Genomic DNA, 14,361 nt, shown 5'->3' on the forward strand with positions numbered 1-14,361 from the left:
CCGAATAATCAACGTTCCACCCATGAGCAACCGTGCGAGTCATTCGCTCGCAGTCGGCCATGTGCTCCTTAGAAAGGAGGTGATCCAGCCGCACCTTCCGGTACGGCTACCTTGTTACGACTTCGTCCCAATCGCCAGTCCCACCTTCGACAGCTCCCTCCCACAAGGGGTTGGGCCACCGGCTTCGGGTGTTACCGACTTTCGTGACGTGACGGGCGGTGTGTACAAGGCCCGGGAACGTATTCACCGCAGCAATGCTGATCTGCGATTACTAGCAACTCCGACTTCATGGGGTCGAGTTGCAGACCCCAATCCGAACTGAGACCGGCTTTTTGAGATTCGCTCCGCCTCACGGCTTCGCAGCTCTTTGTACCGGCCATTGTAGCACGTGTGCAGCCCAAGACATAAGGGGCATGATGACTTGACGTCGTCCCCACCTTCCTCCGAGTTGACCCCGGCAGTCTCCTGTGAGTCCCCATCACCCCGAAGGGCATGCTGGCAACACAGAACAAGGGTTGCGCTCGTTGCGGGACTTAACCCAACATCTCACGACACGAGCTGACGACAGCCATGCACCACCTGTATACCGACCACAAGGGGGGCACCATCTCTGATGCTTTCCGGTATATGTCAAGCCTTGGTAAGGTTCTTCGCGTTGCGTCGAATTAAGCCACATGCTCCGCTGCTTGTGCGGGCCCCCGTCAATTCCTTTGAGTTTTAGCCTTGCGGCCGTACTCCCCAGGCGGGGAACTTAATGCGTTAGCTGCGGCACCGACGACGTGGAATGTCGCCAACACCTAGTTCCCAACGTTTACGGCGTGGACTACCAGGGTATCTAATCCTGTTCGCTCCCCACGCTTTCGCTCCTCAGCGTCAGTAATGGCCCAGAGATCCGCCTTCGCCACCGGTGTTCCTCCTGATATCTGCGCATTTCACCGCTACACCAGGAATTCCGATCTCCCCTACCACACTCTAGCCTGCCCGTATCGAATGCAGACCCGGGGTTAAGCCCCGGGCTTTCACATCCGACGCGACAAGCCGCCTACGAGCTCTTTACGCCCAATAATTCCGGACAACGCTTGCGCCCTACGTATTACCGCGGCTGCTGGCACGTAGTTAGCCGGCGCTTCTTCTGCAGGTACCGTCACTTTCGCTTCTTCCCTGCTGAAAGAGGTTTACAACCCGAAGGCCGTCATCCCTCACGCGGCGTCGCTGCATCAGGCTTTCGCCCATTGTGCAATATTCCCCACTGCTGCCTCCCGTAGGAGTCTGGGCCGTGTCTCAGTCCCAGTGTGGCCGGTCGCCCTCTCAGGCCGGCTACCCGTCGTCGCCTTGGTAGGCCATCACCCCACCAACAAGCTGATAGGCCGCGGGCTCATCCTTCACCGCCGGAGCTTTCAACCGCAGACCATGCGATCCGCAGTGTTATCCGGTATTAGACCCCGTTTCCAGGGCTTGTCCCAGAGTGAAGGGCAGATTGCCCACGTGTTACTCACCCGTTCGCCACTAATCCCCTCCCGAAGGAGGTTCATCGTTCGACTTGCATGTGTTAAGCACGCCGCCAGCGTTCGTCCTGAGCCAGGATCAAACTCTCCATGAATGTTTACCCGTGATCGGGTGCACATCCGAAGAGCGGAACAACCGGTCGGAATAAGACCGGTCGTTCACAGCGTCCTCGCTGTGATTGCCACCCCGCAAGCGGGATGGACTTTTTCAAAGGAACCTCGACCATCCGAAGATGGACGGGGTATCAACATATCTGGCGTTGATTTTTGGCACACTGTTGAGTTCTCAAGGAACGGACGCTTCCTTTGTACTCACCCTCTTCGGGCTTTCCTCCGGGCGCTTCCCTTCGGTCTTGCGTTTCCAACCTTACCAGATCTGTTTTCCGTTCCGTTTCCGGTTCGGATGTCATTTCCGGGTGGCCGTTGGAGGGCCTTTTTGCCTTTCGGCTGATCCGAACTTTATCAGAATCATCTTGGCCGACCTAATCGGCGTTGTGATTCGGATAAGGAATCGGGAAGCGGCTCCGCGGAAATCATTTCCCGGCGAGAGCCAGACAGACTTTAAATGTTCACGCCCGAACCTGTCCAGTCCGAGGCAACCGTTAAAATCTACCTCCCCACGGGTCCCGTGTCAACGGGGCTGCGGGGCGAAGAGGAGACTAGCAGCTCACGAGGCCCGCACGCACATCAGGCCGCCGTGGGCAGCTCGGCGCTGCGGTCGGCCTCCTCCACATCGCCCGTGTCTCCTGCACGGGCCGCTCGGCCACCTAGGACGTAGACGTACGCGAGGAAGCCCAGCTCGGCGACGATGCCGATGGTGATGCGAGCCCACGTCGGCAGGCCGGAGGGGGTTACGAAGCCCTCGATCACGCCCGACACGAACAGCACCAGTGCGAGCCCGATGGCCATGCCGAGCGCCGCCCGGCCCTGCTGCGCAAGTGCGGTACGACGGCTCAGCGGTCCCGGGTCGATCACCGTCCAGCCGAGGCGCAGACCGGTGCCGGCCGCGACGAACACGGCCGTCAGTTCGAGCAGGCCGTGCGGGAGCACCAGCCCGAGGAAGACGTCGAGCCGGCCGGCGGACGACATGAGTCCGATACCCACACCCAGATTCAGCATGTTGAGGAAGAGGATCCAGATGACCGGCAGGCACAGGAACGCACCTAGGGTCAGGCACATGGCGGCTGCCTGAGCGTTGTTCGTCCACACCTGGGCGGCGAACGAGGCCGCGGGATGGCTCGAGTAGTAGGTCTCGTACTCCCCGCCGGGCCGGGTCAGCCGACGGAGTTCCTCCGGTGCCCCGATCGCCGACTGGACCTCCGGGTGGGTTCCGATCCACCAGCCGATGAGGGCGGCGACGAGGGTGGAGAGCACCGCGGTCGGTATCCACCAGTGCCGGGAGCGGTAGACGGCGGCGGGAAAACCGGCGGTGAGGAAGTGGACCGCGTCCCTCCAGCTCGACCGCCGGGTGCCGGTGACCACAGCTCGTGCCCGTGCCACGAGCTGGGTGAGCCTCGCGGTCAGTGCCGGTTCCGGAGCGCTGGACTGCACGAGAGAGAGATGAGTGGCCGTGCGCTGGTAGAGGGCGACGAGCTCGTCTGCTTCCGCGCCGGTCAGGTGACCGCCCCGCCGAAGGAGGTGGTCCAGGCGGTCCCACTCGGCACGGTGGGCTGTCACGAAGACGTCGAGGTCCATGGTCGGCTGCTGCTCCAGGCACTGGGTGCATTGCGTACGGTCCGTACTACTTCACTGCTGCACTACTGCGACACGCTGCCGGTCAGCTTGGCAGACTGGGAGATCAAGGGGCAGGGAAGACCGAAGAACGCGACGACAGGGGGCAGCAGTGAGTGGGCTAGTGACGGGGGACGCGGTCGTACTGGGGCTGCAGCCGGCAAGGCTGCCGAGCCGGGCGCTCGCCCTGGTGATCGATCTCGCCGTCATCTGGACCGTGTACCTGTTCCTGTCTATCGGTCTGGCACTCGCGACGGCATCACTGGACGAGGCCGCGGTCATGGCGGTGTCCATCGCCTCGTTCCTGCTGGTCCTCGTCGGTGCGCCGATAGCCGTGGAGACCCTCAGCCACGGTCGTTCCCTGGGAAAGCTGGCCTGCGGACTGCGGGTGGTCCGTGACGACGGCGGGCCGATCAGATTCCGGCACGCGTTGGTGCGCGGGGCGATGGGCGTCGTGGAGGTTCTCTTCACGTTCGGGGTCATCGCCTGCATCGCTTCGCTGGTGTCGGAACGGGGGCGGCGAATAGGCGACGTCTTTGCCGGGACACTCGTCGTGAGGGAGCGGGTCCCGGCCGCCCGTGGCCCGATGGCGTCGCCTCCTCCGCCGCCGTGGCTGGTAGGACGGTTCGCCCAGCTCGACCTCTCGGGTGTGCCGGACGACCTGTGGCTGGCGATACGCCAGTACCTGACCCGTATGAGGCAGCTGGATCCCGCCGTGAACTGGTCCATGGCGCAGCGGCTGGCCGGCGATCTGGCGGAGCGCACGGGAGCGCCGGCGCCTGAGGGCGTGCCGCCGGCCGCGTATCTGGCAGCCGTGGTAAACGAGCGGCAGGCCCGTGACGCCCGGCGAGCGTTCACCGCGGCCGCGCGCGAAGCCGGCCCGGGGGCCGGCGCTGCCGGTCCCGCTGCGGTCGCCCCCATTGCGGTCCCCGCGGAAACGACGGTCGGGAGCGTAGACACCCGGTATGCCGCTGCCGCCACAGGCAGCTCACCCTTCCCCCGCCCTAGTGCGCCGGCCCAAACCTACGTCCCGCCGACCGGGACGCCCGGAGGTTTCGCCCCTCCCGCCTGAGCGACCGAGCGTCGATCACTCGAGCGTCCGACCGGAACGCCGCGCGTTCGGTGCCGGAAGGCCTCGGTCCGCCGAGCCCGTCGGCAGGGACGGCCCGCCCGGCGCGCCGCGGTCAGCGGAAGGTGGAGGGTGGGCTCTCGAGGTCCTCGAGTTCGATGCCCGGCGCCGCGAGGACCACGTCCCCGGCGATGTGAATCACGTGCTGCTCGCCCGTGTCCAGGGCGTTGACCTGGTATTCGTCCACTGTCAGAAGGCCGTTGTCAGTGGTGTGCGCTTCACTTTTCACCAGAGCCCAGGACTGGTCGACGGTCCGGGGTGCGAGTACTGGGTCGGTGAAGGCGACGAGACGGATGCGGGTGGCGGGGGAGACGGGTGCGAGGCGCAGCAGCCGGGCCGTTGCGACAAGGAAGGCGGGGGAGGTGCCGGTGAAGGCGTGGGCGGGGGCGTTCCCTTCACGCGCGTCGGTTCCGGTCGGGTCGGTGCGGACCCAGGTGACGCCGTCGATCGCCGCGCCGCGGACCTGCCAGCTCGCCGCGTGGAGTTCGAGGCGGATGGGGCGGCCCAGCTCGTCGAGCGCGAGCTCGACGGAGCCGGCGTCGCCGCCGGAGGGAGTGGTGGTCCGGGAGACGTATCGCCAGCCGGACGGGCCGGGGGCGCATTGGAAGTGTTCTTCGCCGAGGGGGGTGTGGTCGTGCGGATCGTGGAGCGAATAGCGGCCGCGGGGCATGGGGGCGTAGGTGTCCTTGTGCGGTGAGGCGTGAGCCGGAGCCGTTCGAGGAGGGTACGGGGCAGGCCCCCGACACGGGGGTGCGGGGGCCTGCCTGGTACTGCTCTGCGAGTACTGCCTACGGCGCTGAGCCGTCGTCGTGATCAGTAGCGGTAGTGGTCCGGCTTGTACGGGCCGTCGACGTCGACGCCGATGTAGGCGGCCTGCTCCGGGCGCAGGGTGGTGAGCTTGACGCCGAGGGCGTCGAGGTGGAGCCGGGCGACCTTCTCGTCGAGGTGCTTGGGCAGCACGTAGACGTCGGTCGGGTACTCCTGCGGCTTGGTGAACAGCTCGATCTGCGCCAGGGTCTGGTCCGCGAACGAGTTGGACATCACGAAGGAGGGGTGGCCGGTCGCGTTGCCGAGGTTCAGCAGGCGTCCTTCGGACAGCACGATCAGGACCTTGCCGTCGGGGAAGGTCCAGGTGTGGACCTGCGGCTTGACCTCGTCCTTCACCACACCCGGCAGCTGCGCCAGGCCGGCCATGTCGATCTCGTTGTCGAAGTGGCCGATGTTGCCCACGATGGCCTGGTGCTTCATCCGGGCCATGTCCGAGGCCATGATGATGTCCTTGTTGCCGGTCGTGGTGATGAAGATGTCCGCGCTCTCCACCACCTCGTCCAGCGTGGTGACCTGGTAGCCGTCCATCGCCGCCTGCAGCGCGCAGATCGGGTCGATCTCGGTGATGATCACCCGGGCGCCCTGGCCGCGCAGCGACTCCGCGCAGCCCTTGCCCACGTCGCCGTAACCGCACACGACCGCCGTCTTGCCGCCGATCAGCACATCGGTGGCGCGGTTGATGCCGTCGATCAGCGAGTGCCGGCAGCCGTACTTGTTGTCGAACTTCGACTTCGTGACCGCGTCGTTCACGTTGATCGCCGGGAACAGCAGGGCGCCGTCGCGGTGCATCTCGTAGAGGCGGTGGACACCGGTGGTGGTCTCCTCCGTCACGCCGCGGATCTCCGACGCCAGCTGCGTCCACTTCTGCGGGTTCTCGGTGAGCGTGCGGTTCAGCAGGCGGAGGATGTGGCTGTACTCCTCGCTGTCCGCGGTGGACGGGTCGGGAGCGGCGCCCGCCTTCTCGAACTCGACGCCCTTGTGGACCAGGAGGGTGGCGTCACCGCCGTCGTCCAGGATCATGTTCGGGCCCCCGGTGGGGGTGTTCGGCCAGGTCAGGGCCTGCTCCGTGCACCACCAGTACTCCTCCAGCGTCTCGCCCTTCCAGGCGAAGACCGGGATGCCCTGCGGGTTCTCCGGGGTGCCGTTCGGACCGACCGCGATGGCGGCGGCGGCATGGTCCTGGGTGGAGAAGATGTTGCAGGAGGCCCAGCGGACCTCGGCGCCGAGCGCGGCAAGGGTCTCGATGAGGACGGCGGTCTGCACGGTCATGTGCAGGGAGCCGGTGATGCGGGCGCCGGCGAGCGGCTGGGCGTCGGCGTACTCCTTGCGGATCGACATCAGGCCGGGCATCTCGTGCTCGGCGAGAGTGATCTCCTTGCGGCCGAAGGCGGCGAGGGAAAGGTCGGCGACCTTGAAGTCCTGGCCATTGGCGACAGTCGACATGCGAGCTGCTCCTCGTGGTTCGGGTCGAGGGTGGTTACGGCTGGCTCTGCGGCGGGCCAGGGCATACGAATGCCCGGGAGTCCGCAGGACAGTCCGTCGGAGGCCCTCTCTCCCTCGGCCGGTCCGCGCGGGACCGCCCGACCGCCATCAGCAGCGACGTCTGACTGGTTACGAATCTACACCGATCGGCCCAGCCGACCCCAGCCGCCCAGGGGCGGGTTCCTGCCAGTCTCCCTGGTCCGGAAGGCGGCAGGTCTGCGGCTTCCGGGCTTCGACATGGTCGGAATCTGGTGCCCGATGCTGCGACACCGCTGGTGGTTCGGGACCATCCGCACGATCCGGCGGGTCGAGCGTCAGTAGAACCACGTGACGAGTCCGGCGAGCGGGCAGCGGGCGTTGAAGCTGCTGGCGGTGACGGCCTGTCCGACCGGCATCGCCCACACATACATGGCGGCGGAGAAGCTGACACAGGCCGCGCAGGTCCTCGGCGTCGACATGAAGGTGGAGGCCCAAGGATCCATCGGCGCCGAGACATGAGTTCATGGACGCGGAGTTCCATGAGCGCCTGACGACGACACCGGACGAACCGCGATCCTCGCCGGGCTGCGCGAGGCCGGCCAGCCGGCCGCCGGCCGGGGCGCTCCGCCATGCCGACGGCAACGTCCACGTCTAAGTCCACGTCCACGTGCCCGTCCGCAGGTACCGGTGTCGGCGGCGGCCGCCGGGACGGTACGCCGCGATCCGCGCGTTGCGCCCGGCGGCACCGCGGTGCGGCGGGCTCCGCCGTCCCGCCCCGGCCGGCGGCGGAGGAGACGCCTGTCCGCCCACGCCAACTCAAGCAGCCGGCGGAGAACACCGCCGGGCGCCCGGCACCGCACGAGGCCGCGGTCCTCGCGGGGCTGCGCGAGGCCGGCCAGCCGGCCGTCGGCCCGGCCGACGTCCACGGGCACCGGGCACCGGGCACCGGGCACCGGGCACCGGGCAAAGTTGCCGACGCACGACGCCCCAGGGGACACCGGCCGCGTGCCACACGCAACGCCAAGGCCCGCGAGCGGTCAGGAACGGCGAAAAGGGGAAGGCCCCCGACCGGCAACGCCGGCATCGCCGGTGGCACACGGTCCGAGGGCCTTCCCCGTTGGACCAGGACCCGCTCAGTGGCCGGAGCCGCCCGGCGACTTTGCGGGGTCGGTGCCCGCGGCAGCCCTCGACTCGTTGTAGATGTCCGGCTCGAGGTAGATGACGCGCGCGATCGGAACGGCCGCCCGGATGCGCTCCTCGGCGGCGTCGATGGCCTCCGCCACCTCGTCGGCGGTCTCGTGCTGCTCGACGGCGATCTTCGCTGCGACGAGCAGTTCCTCGGGACCGAGGTGGAGCGTGCGCATGTGGATGATGCGGGTGACGGTCCGGCCGTCGACCGTGGCGGCCTTGATCTTCTCGATGTCGTCCGTTCCCGCGGCCTCACCCAGCAGCAGCGACTTGGTCTCCGCGGCGAGCACGATGGCGATCAGGATGAGCAGGACACCGATGCACAGGGTGCCGATGCCGTCCCACACACCGTCGCCCGTGACCAGCGCCAGGCTGACGCCGACGAGGGCCAGGATCAGGCCGACCAGGGCACCCAGGTCCTCCAGAAGCACCACGGGAAGCTCGGGCGCCTTCGCCCGGCGCACGAACTGCGTCCAGCTGAGCTTCCCGCGCACCACGTTGGATTCCTTGATGGCGGTACGGAACGAGAACGTCTCGGCGATGATCGCGAAGACCAGCACGCCGACCGGCCAGTACCAGGCCTCGATCTCGTGCGGGTGCTTGATCTTCTCGTAGCCCTCGTAGATGGCGAACATGCCACCGACGGAGAACAGCACGATGGAGACTAGGAAGGCGTAGATGTAGCGCTCGCGCCCGTACCCGAAGGGGTGCTGGGGGGTCGCCTCGCGCTGAGCCTTCTTGCCGCCGAGCAGCAGCAGGCCCTGGTTGCCGGAGTCGGCGAGCGAGTGGACGCTTTCGGCGAGCATCGACGACGAACCACTGAAGAGGAACGCCACGAATTTGGCCACCGCGATTGCGAGGTTCGCGGCGAGTGCTGCCACGATCGCCTTGGTACCGCCTGACGCGCTCATGCTTGCCCGATGTCCCTTCGTACGTACGCCGACCGGTCCTGCGCGCGGTCTCGGCGGTGCGCCATTGTCGCAGCAGCCGTCTGCGGTGCCGACTCAGGCCACCACAGTCGCGCGGAAGACCGTGCCGGGACCGCCGTCCGTACCCGAGATCTCCACCTTCTCGCCTGCCGGCACGAACGCCGACTCGCCCGGTCCAAGCCGCAGTTGACCGGCCGTGACGCCGCCCGCGGTGCAGAGCAGGATCTGCGGCGTGGACGCGGTCACGTCGCGGGCCTCCGCGTCGGGCGCGAGTACAAAGCGGGACAGCCGGAATTCGTCGATGGGCGTCTCGTAGATCTCTTCCCCGGAGGGTGACGCCTCGGGGCGCAGCACGGCGGGTTCGGTGGCCTCGAACCGGACGATGCGCAGGAGTTCGGGAACGTCCACGTGCTTGGGGGTGAGTCCGCAGCGCAGTACGTTGTCGGAGTTGGCCATGATTTCGACGCCGAGTCCGTCGAGGTAGGCGTGCGGAACGCCGGCGCCGAGGAACAGCGCTTCTCCCGGCTGCAGTTGGATGTGGTTGAGCAGCATCGCCGCGATGACGCCAGGGTCGCCCGGGTAGTGGCGGGCGATCTCGGCGTACGGGGCGTATGCCCCGCCGAGGCGTTCGGCGGCGGCCGCGGCCTCCGCGACGGTGGCCGCCATCTCCTGCGGGTCCGCCGTCAGCACGGCGGTGAGCACCTCGCGGAGGGCGGCGTCCTCGGGCTGGGCGTGCAGGAGGTCGACGTACGGCTTGAGGGAGTCGACCTCGAGTCCGGCGAGCAGTTCGGCCGCGGCGGCGGGGGCGCGGAAGCCGCAGAGGCCGTCGAACGGCGTGAGCGCGCAGATCAGTTCCGGCTTGTGGTTGGCGTCCCTGTAGTTGCGGTGCGGCGCGTCGGCGGGGACTCCGGCGTTCTCCTCGGCGCCGTAGCCGTCCCTGGCCTGGGCGAGATCCGGGTGGACCTGGAGGGACAGGGGCGCGGCGGCGGCAAGAAGTTTGAGGAGGAAGGGCAGCCGGGGACCGAACTTGCCGACGGCCGCCTCGCCGAGCTCGCGTTCTGGGGCGGCGGCGATCACGTCGGACAGGGGCTGGTCCGCCTCGCCGCCGCGGGTGACGCGGGACGGTGCCCCCGGGTGTGCTCCCATCCACATCTCGGCCTGCGGCTCGCCCGTGGGAGCGACGCCGAGCAGCTCCGGGATGGCGGTCGTGGACCCCCACGCGTAGGGGCGCACGGTGTTGGCGAGGCGATCCATGGTCTTCCCTGGTCCTTCGTCGGTACGTCGTGGTGCGGGTGCGGCCGTTGTGCGTCTACTCGTGGTGGTTGCCGGAGGCCGCGAGGGCCAGGTACACGGCGGCGAAGTCGGTGACGGCGAGCAGTTCGGCGATCGACTCCAGCTGTGAGCCGTCCTCCGGTTCGAGCTCGCTGACGGCCGTGTCGTGGCCGAGCGCCAGTTCGCGGGCGGCGGGGGCCGCCGTGAGGCCGCCGGCCGGCCGGTCGCGCAGCAGTACGACACGGGCCCGCAGCGCCTGCTGCTCGTCGACCCGGTCGCGGAAGAAGTCGTCCTGGTCGGCGCCCGCAGTGAAGTCACCGGCGAGCAGCACTCCGTGCGCCGGCAGGGCCTCCGGCAGCTCGGCCGCGAGCGCGGGGCGGCCCGCGAGTTCGGCCAGGACCGCGGCGAAGCGCCGGCCTGCCGGACCGGCGCCCGCGCCCTCCGTCCAGATGAGCGGCAGCCGGTCGGCGAGGTCGGCGGCCAGGGTCTTGGCCGGGTTGCTGTGTGTGGCGATGGCGGGGCCGCACCGTTCGGCGGTGCGGTCCAGCCGGTCCGCGACCTTCGCGAGGCTCTCCGGGGGCGCGTCGACCAGCGCGAGGCGGTCGAGGAGCGCGAGGAGGGGCGTGAACAGCGCCCAGAGCGCGCCGGGCGCGGCGGCTTGGGCGGTCTCTTCCGCCTCGTAGGGGGCTGTGGCCATGGGAACGACCAGGCCGTGGATCGCGTCGACCGCCTCCGAGAGCGGCGCGGTCCGGGGAGCGACGGCGACGACCGTGCAGCCGCGCCGGTAGGCCTGCTCGGCGAGCAGGGCGAGGCCGGGTTCGCTGCCGTCCGTGGTCGTGAGGAGGAGAAGGTCGAGCGAGCCCGCCCAGCCCGGGAGGGCCCAGCGCAGGGCGCCTGCCGCGTGGGCGACGCCGGTGGGTCGGAGCGGGATGACGGGTGCGGAGGCGCCGGCGAGGGCGCCGATCAGGTCCGCGACGCCCAGGGCCGCGGTGCCGGGGCCCGCGACGAGGACGGCCCGCGGCCGACCCTCGGGGCTGAGCCGCGCGATGCCGGCTTCGTCGGCGTGCCTGGCGGCGGTGCGCACCCGGGCCCCGGCCTCTGCCGCGCCGCGGAGCAGGCCGCGGCGGTCGGCACGGGCCAAGGCGTCCGGGTCGTCGAGGAGCGACTCGTCGAGCATGGGGGTGGGCCTCCGATCGCCGTACGCGTGCGGGGGGTGTTGTGCGGTTGTCGGGACGCGGTCCTGAAGGTGGGGCCAGGTCCTTCGGGCGCCGTCGTACCGGGCCCGTGGTCCGTCGCACCACCGTCCGTCGGTGCCGCCTTATGCGGGGCGGCGAGCCTCGTCGACGAGAAGGACGGGGATGCCGTCCCTGACCGGGTAGGCGAGGCCGCAGTCCTTGCCGGTGCAGATCAGCTCGGGCGTGTCGGCTGCCGTGCGGTCGTCGAGCGGGGCGTGGCAGGCCGGGCAGGCGAGGATCTCCAGGAGGCCGGCTTCGAGCGGCATGACAGCGGTGTCCCTTCGGCTGTCGCACATCGGACGGAGCGGTTGCGCTCGCGTCCGACGCGCGGTCACTGTGTGGCGGATCAGGCCTCGTCAGCCTACCGCCGGGGGGCGGGGTGCGGCTCGTTCTGGGGCGGCGTGGGCGGTCGGTACGGGTGGGGACCGCGGCCCCCACCCGTACCGGCGGGCTCAGGCCCGTACGAGCGCCAGCACCTCGTCCCGGATCTTCACCATGGTCGCCTCGTCGCGTGCCTCGACGTTGAGCCGCAGCAGCGGCTCCGTGTTCGAGGCGCGCAGGTTGAACCACCAGTCCGCGGTGGTCACGGTCAGCCCGTCGAGCTCGTCGGCCGTGACGTCCTCGCGGGCGGCGAAGGCGGCCTTCACCGCCGCCGCCCGGCCGGCCTGGTCGTCGACCTTGGAGTTGATCTCGCCGGAGGCCGTGTACCGGTCGTACTGCGCGACCAGCTCGGACAGGGTGCCGTCCTGGGAACCGAGCGCCGCGAGGACGTGGAGCGCGGCGAGCATGCCCGTGTCGGCGTTCCAGAAGTCGCGGAAGTAGTAGTGCGCGGAGTGCTCGCCGCCGAAGATCGCTCCGGTACGGGCCATCTCCTCCTTGATGAAGGAGTGCCCGACCCTGGTGCGCACCGGTGTGCCACCGTTCTCGCGGACCACCTCCGGGACGGACCACGAGGTGATCAGGTTGTGGATGACCGTGCCGCCGGGGTGCTTGGCCAGTTCACGGGAGGCCACCAGAGCGGTGATCGCCGACGGTGGGACGCCCTCTCCGCGCTCGTCGACGACGAAGCAGCGGTCGGCGTCGCCGTCGAAGGCCAGGCCCAGGTCCGCGCCCTCCTCGCGCACGCGGGCCTGGAGGTCGACGATGTTGGCCGGGTCGAGCGGGTTGGCCTCGTGGTTGGGGAACGTGCCGTCCAGCTCGAAGTACATCGGGACGAGCGTGAGCGGCAGCGGGCCGAAGACTGTGGGGACCGTGTGGCCGCCCATGCCGTTCCCCGCGTCCACGACGACCTTGAGGGGGCGCATCGCCGAGAGGTCGACGAGCGAGAGCAGGTGCTCGGCGTAGTCGGTGAGCGTGTCGCGCTCGGTCACCGTGCCCGGGGTCCCTGCGGGAGCGGGGGCGCCCTGCTCGGACCAGGTCTCGACGAGCCGGCGGATGTCGGCGAGGCCGGTGTCCTGGCCGACGGGTGCGGCACCCGCGCGGCACATTTTGATGCCGTTGTACTGCGCCGGGTTGTGCGAGGCGGTGAACATGGCGCCCGGGAGCCCCATGTGTCCGGAGGCGAAGTACAGCTGGTCGGTCGAGCACAGTCCGATGAGGGTGACGTCGGCGCCGCGGGCCGCGGCGCCGCGGGCGAAGGCGCTCGACAGGCCGGGCGACGACGGCCGCATGTCGTGGCCGACGACGATCGCGTCCGCGCCCGTCACCTCGACGAAGGCGGCGCCGAACAGTTCGGCGAGCGACTCGTCCCACTGATCCGGCACCACCCCGCGGACGTCGTACGCCTTCACGATCTGCGACAGATCAGCAGCCACGGCCCAACCCCTTCTGAAGTCCATGCGGTCACCTCAAACTACCCTCACGGGGCTGTGGCGTGGGGGCGCGGACCGGGTCATGCCGCAAAGCCGTCGGGCAGGCGGGCGTTCGAGGGGAGCGGCGGCGTCAGGAGTCGGGGGAACGCAGCACCCGCAGGTGACCGCGGCGCGCGACCTCCATGGGGTCCGCCGAACGCCGTCCGCCCTGGCCGCCCGCTTCGGCCGTTCGGCCCTGGGGCCGTGCCGCCTCGCGCACCGCGTTCGCGAGCGCTTCGAGATCGTCGCCGCTGGGGCGGGCCGGGGCGGAGCCGTCGGTGAGCCGGACGACCTCCCAGCCGCGTGGCGCCGTCAGCCGCTCGCTGTGCTCGGCGCACAGGTCGTAGCAGTGGGGCTCGGCGTAGGTGGCGAGCGGACCGAGGACCGCAGTCGAATCGGCATAGACGTACGTCAGTGTCGCGACGGCAGGGCGGCCGCACGCGGTGCGCGAACAGCGACGTACAGGGCTCACGACGTTGGACGGTACCGCACTCTTGAGCGGGCTGCGACGACTCTCCACCAGGTCACTCCCCCGTGTCGTCGTGTGACTTGGGACATATCGGCTGTTCGGGCAACTGGCCTGACCTGCACGGAGAGACAACCGCACCGGAGACGGCCGGGCACCGCGCGGTCGCGAGGTGGAGTGAATCAGATCAATTGCGGCGAGAAGGGCGGTCGCGAGAGTCGTGGAATCGGGCTCAACGTTGGCCGGAATGCTCAATCGGCGACAGGCCGGCCGCCCCGGGCCCGGACACGATCGCCGCGGTCCCCGGAGAGCTACCCTGCGTCAGTGATGGACAGTCCCGTACCCCCCCGACCGGCTGAGGCCAGGCCCCGCCGCCGTGACCGCCACGGAAGAGGCATGCGCGGCCCCGTCGCTCCCCCTCAGGTGCCGCTCTCGGCCAGCCGTGCCGAGACGTTCCGTGACCTGGTCCAGGACTCGGTGGAGCGGCTGGAGCGGCACTGGCCGCAGTTGGCCGATGTCGACTTCCTGGTCCTGGAGGTCCCTGGTTCGCCCGACGAGTCGGTGCCCCTGGGCAGTGCGGTCCCGGCCGCAAAGGACCGGCCCGCGCGGATCATGATCTATCGGCGCCCCGTCGAGATCCGGACAAAGAACCGCGACGAACGGGCACTCCTCGTTCACGAAGTGGTCGTCGAGCAGGTCGCGGAGCTGCTCGGGCTGGCACCGGAGTCGGTCGATCCGCGCTACGGGCAGGACTGACGGACAGCCCG

The 14,361-nt window shown here is 69.2% G+C and carries 11 protein-coding genes, 1 rRNA gene and 1 pseudogene; 3 read left to right on the plus strand and 10 right to left on the minus strand.

Features of this window, described 5'->3' with window-relative positions; genetic code table 11:
• Positions 1 to 72: 72 nt before the first annotated feature.
• Positions 73 to 1,600: ribosomal RNA gene (locus MDN94_RS03865) — 16S ribosomal RNA — on the minus strand.
• Between the two features lie 592 nt (positions 1,601 to 2,192).
• On the minus strand, positions 2,193 to 3,200 hold the full coding sequence (locus MDN94_RS03870) for a stage II sporulation protein M (RefSeq protein ID WP_482724570.1): 1,008 nt from the start codon (positions 3,198 to 3,200) through the stop codon (positions 2,193 to 2,195).
• A 148-nt stretch (positions 3,201 to 3,348) separates the two neighbouring features.
• Between MDN94_RS03870 and MDN94_RS03875 the strand changes: the two genes are divergently transcribed.
• Positions 3,349 to 4,308 carry an RDD family protein gene (locus MDN94_RS03875; RefSeq protein WP_482724571.1) on the plus strand — a complete coding sequence of 320 codons (960 nt, stop codon included), beginning with the start codon at positions 3,349 to 3,351 and terminating at the stop codon, positions 4,306 to 4,308.
• 112 nt (positions 4,309 to 4,420) lie between these two features.
• On the opposite strand, the gene MDN94_RS03880 is transcribed toward MDN94_RS03875, so the two are convergent.
• Both MDN94_RS03880 and ahcY read right to left on the minus strand, forming a co-directional pair.
• Complete coding sequence (locus MDN94_RS03880; RefSeq protein ID WP_482724572.1) at positions 4,421 to 5,035, minus strand: hypothetical protein; 615 nt, start codon at positions 5,033 to 5,035, stop codon at positions 4,421 to 4,423.
• A 143-nt stretch (positions 5,036 to 5,178) separates the two neighbouring features.
• Positions 5,179 to 6,636, minus strand: coding sequence for an adenosylhomocysteinase (ahcY, locus tag MDN94_RS03885; RefSeq protein WP_482724573.1), 1,458 nt, complete (start codon positions 6,634 to 6,636; stop codon positions 5,179 to 5,181).
• A gap of 366 nt (positions 6,637 to 7,002) precedes the next feature.
• On the opposite strand from ahcY, the pseudogene MDN94_RS03890 reads away from it, so the two are divergent.
• Positions 7,003 to 7,167: pseudogene (locus tag MDN94_RS03890) on the plus strand (PTS fructose transporter subunit IIB); the annotation flags it as partial.
• A 620-nt stretch (positions 7,168 to 7,787) separates the two neighbouring features.
• Here the strand turns inward: MDN94_RS03890 and MDN94_RS03895 are convergent.
• The 6 genes from MDN94_RS03895 to MDN94_RS03920 all read right to left on the minus strand — a co-directional run bounded on the left by MDN94_RS03895 (position 7,788) and on the right by MDN94_RS03920 (position 13,648).
• Positions 7,788 to 8,753, minus strand: coding sequence for a cation diffusion facilitator family transporter (locus MDN94_RS03895; RefSeq protein ID WP_453463524.1), 966 nt, complete (start codon positions 8,751 to 8,753; stop codon positions 7,788 to 7,790).
• Positions 8,754 to 8,846: 93 nt separating this feature from the next.
• Positions 8,847 to 10,025 carry a mannose-6-phosphate isomerase, class I gene (gene manA / locus MDN94_RS03900; RefSeq protein WP_482724574.1) on the minus strand — a complete coding sequence of 393 codons (1,179 nt, stop codon included), beginning with the start codon at positions 10,023 to 10,025 and terminating at the stop codon, positions 8,847 to 8,849.
• Positions 10,026 to 10,080: 55 nt separating this feature from the next.
• Entirely contained in the window at positions 10,081 to 11,220 is a 1,140-nt protein-coding gene (locus tag MDN94_RS03905) for an SIS domain-containing protein (RefSeq protein WP_482724575.1), read from the minus strand.
• A gap of 141 nt (positions 11,221 to 11,361) precedes the next feature.
• Positions 11,362 to 11,544, minus strand: a complete 183-nt coding sequence (locus tag MDN94_RS03910; protein ID WP_100107426.1) for a Trm112 family protein — start codon at positions 11,542 to 11,544, stop codon at positions 11,362 to 11,364.
• 186 nt (positions 11,545 to 11,730) lie between these two features.
• Complete coding sequence (locus MDN94_RS03915) at positions 11,731 to 13,092, minus strand: phosphomannomutase/phosphoglucomutase (RefSeq protein WP_482724576.1); 1,362 nt, start codon at positions 13,090 to 13,092, stop codon at positions 11,731 to 11,733.
• A gap of 127 nt (positions 13,093 to 13,219) precedes the next feature.
• Positions 13,220 to 13,648, minus strand: coding sequence for a DUF3499 domain-containing protein (locus MDN94_RS03920; RefSeq protein ID WP_053557230.1), 429 nt, complete (start codon positions 13,646 to 13,648; stop codon positions 13,220 to 13,222).
• 273 nt (positions 13,649 to 13,921) lie between these two features.
• On the opposite strand from MDN94_RS03920, the gene MDN94_RS03925 reads away from it, so the two are divergent.
• Positions 13,922 to 14,350 (plus strand): metallopeptidase family protein, encoded by a 429-nt coding sequence (locus MDN94_RS03925; protein WP_482724577.1) that lies wholly within the window; start codon positions 13,922 to 13,924, stop codon positions 14,348 to 14,350.
• The last annotated feature ends 11 nt before the right edge of the window (positions 14,351 to 14,361 follow it).

The sequence above is a fragment of the Streptomyces sp. WAC00040 genome (genome assembly GCF_056835925.1).

Bases quoted from the DNA above. Each gene is read 5' to 3' on its own strand.
- MDN94_RS03910 (WP_100107426.1), bottom strand. From the start codon at position 11,544: ATGCCGCTCGAAGCCGGCCTCCTGGAGATCCTCGCCTGCCCGGCCTGC.
- manA (WP_482724574.1), bottom strand. From the start codon at position 10,025: ATGGATCGCCTCGCCAACACCGTGCGCCCCTACGCGTGGGGGTCCACG.
- ahcY (WP_482724573.1), bottom strand. From the start codon at position 6,636: ATGTCGACTGTCGCCAATGGCCAGGACTTCAAGGTCGCCGACCTTTCC.
- MDN94_RS03905 (WP_482724575.1), bottom strand. From the start codon at position 11,220: ATGCTCGACGAGTCGCTCCTCGACGACCCGGACGCCTTGGCCCGTGCC.
- MDN94_RS03880 (WP_482724572.1), bottom strand. From the start codon at position 5,035: ATGCCCCGCGGCCGCTATTCGCTCCACGATCCGCACGACCACACCCCC.
- MDN94_RS03895 (WP_453463524.1), bottom strand. From the start codon at position 8,753: ATGAGCGCGTCAGGCGGTACCAAGGCGATCGTGGCAGCACTCGCCGCG.
- MDN94_RS03870 (WP_482724570.1), bottom strand. From the start codon at position 3,200: ATGGACCTCGACGTCTTCGTGACAGCCCACCGTGCCGAGTGGGACCGC.
- MDN94_RS03925 (WP_482724577.1), top strand. From the start codon at position 13,922: ATGGACAGTCCCGTACCCCCCCGACCGGCTGAGGCCAGGCCCCGCCGC.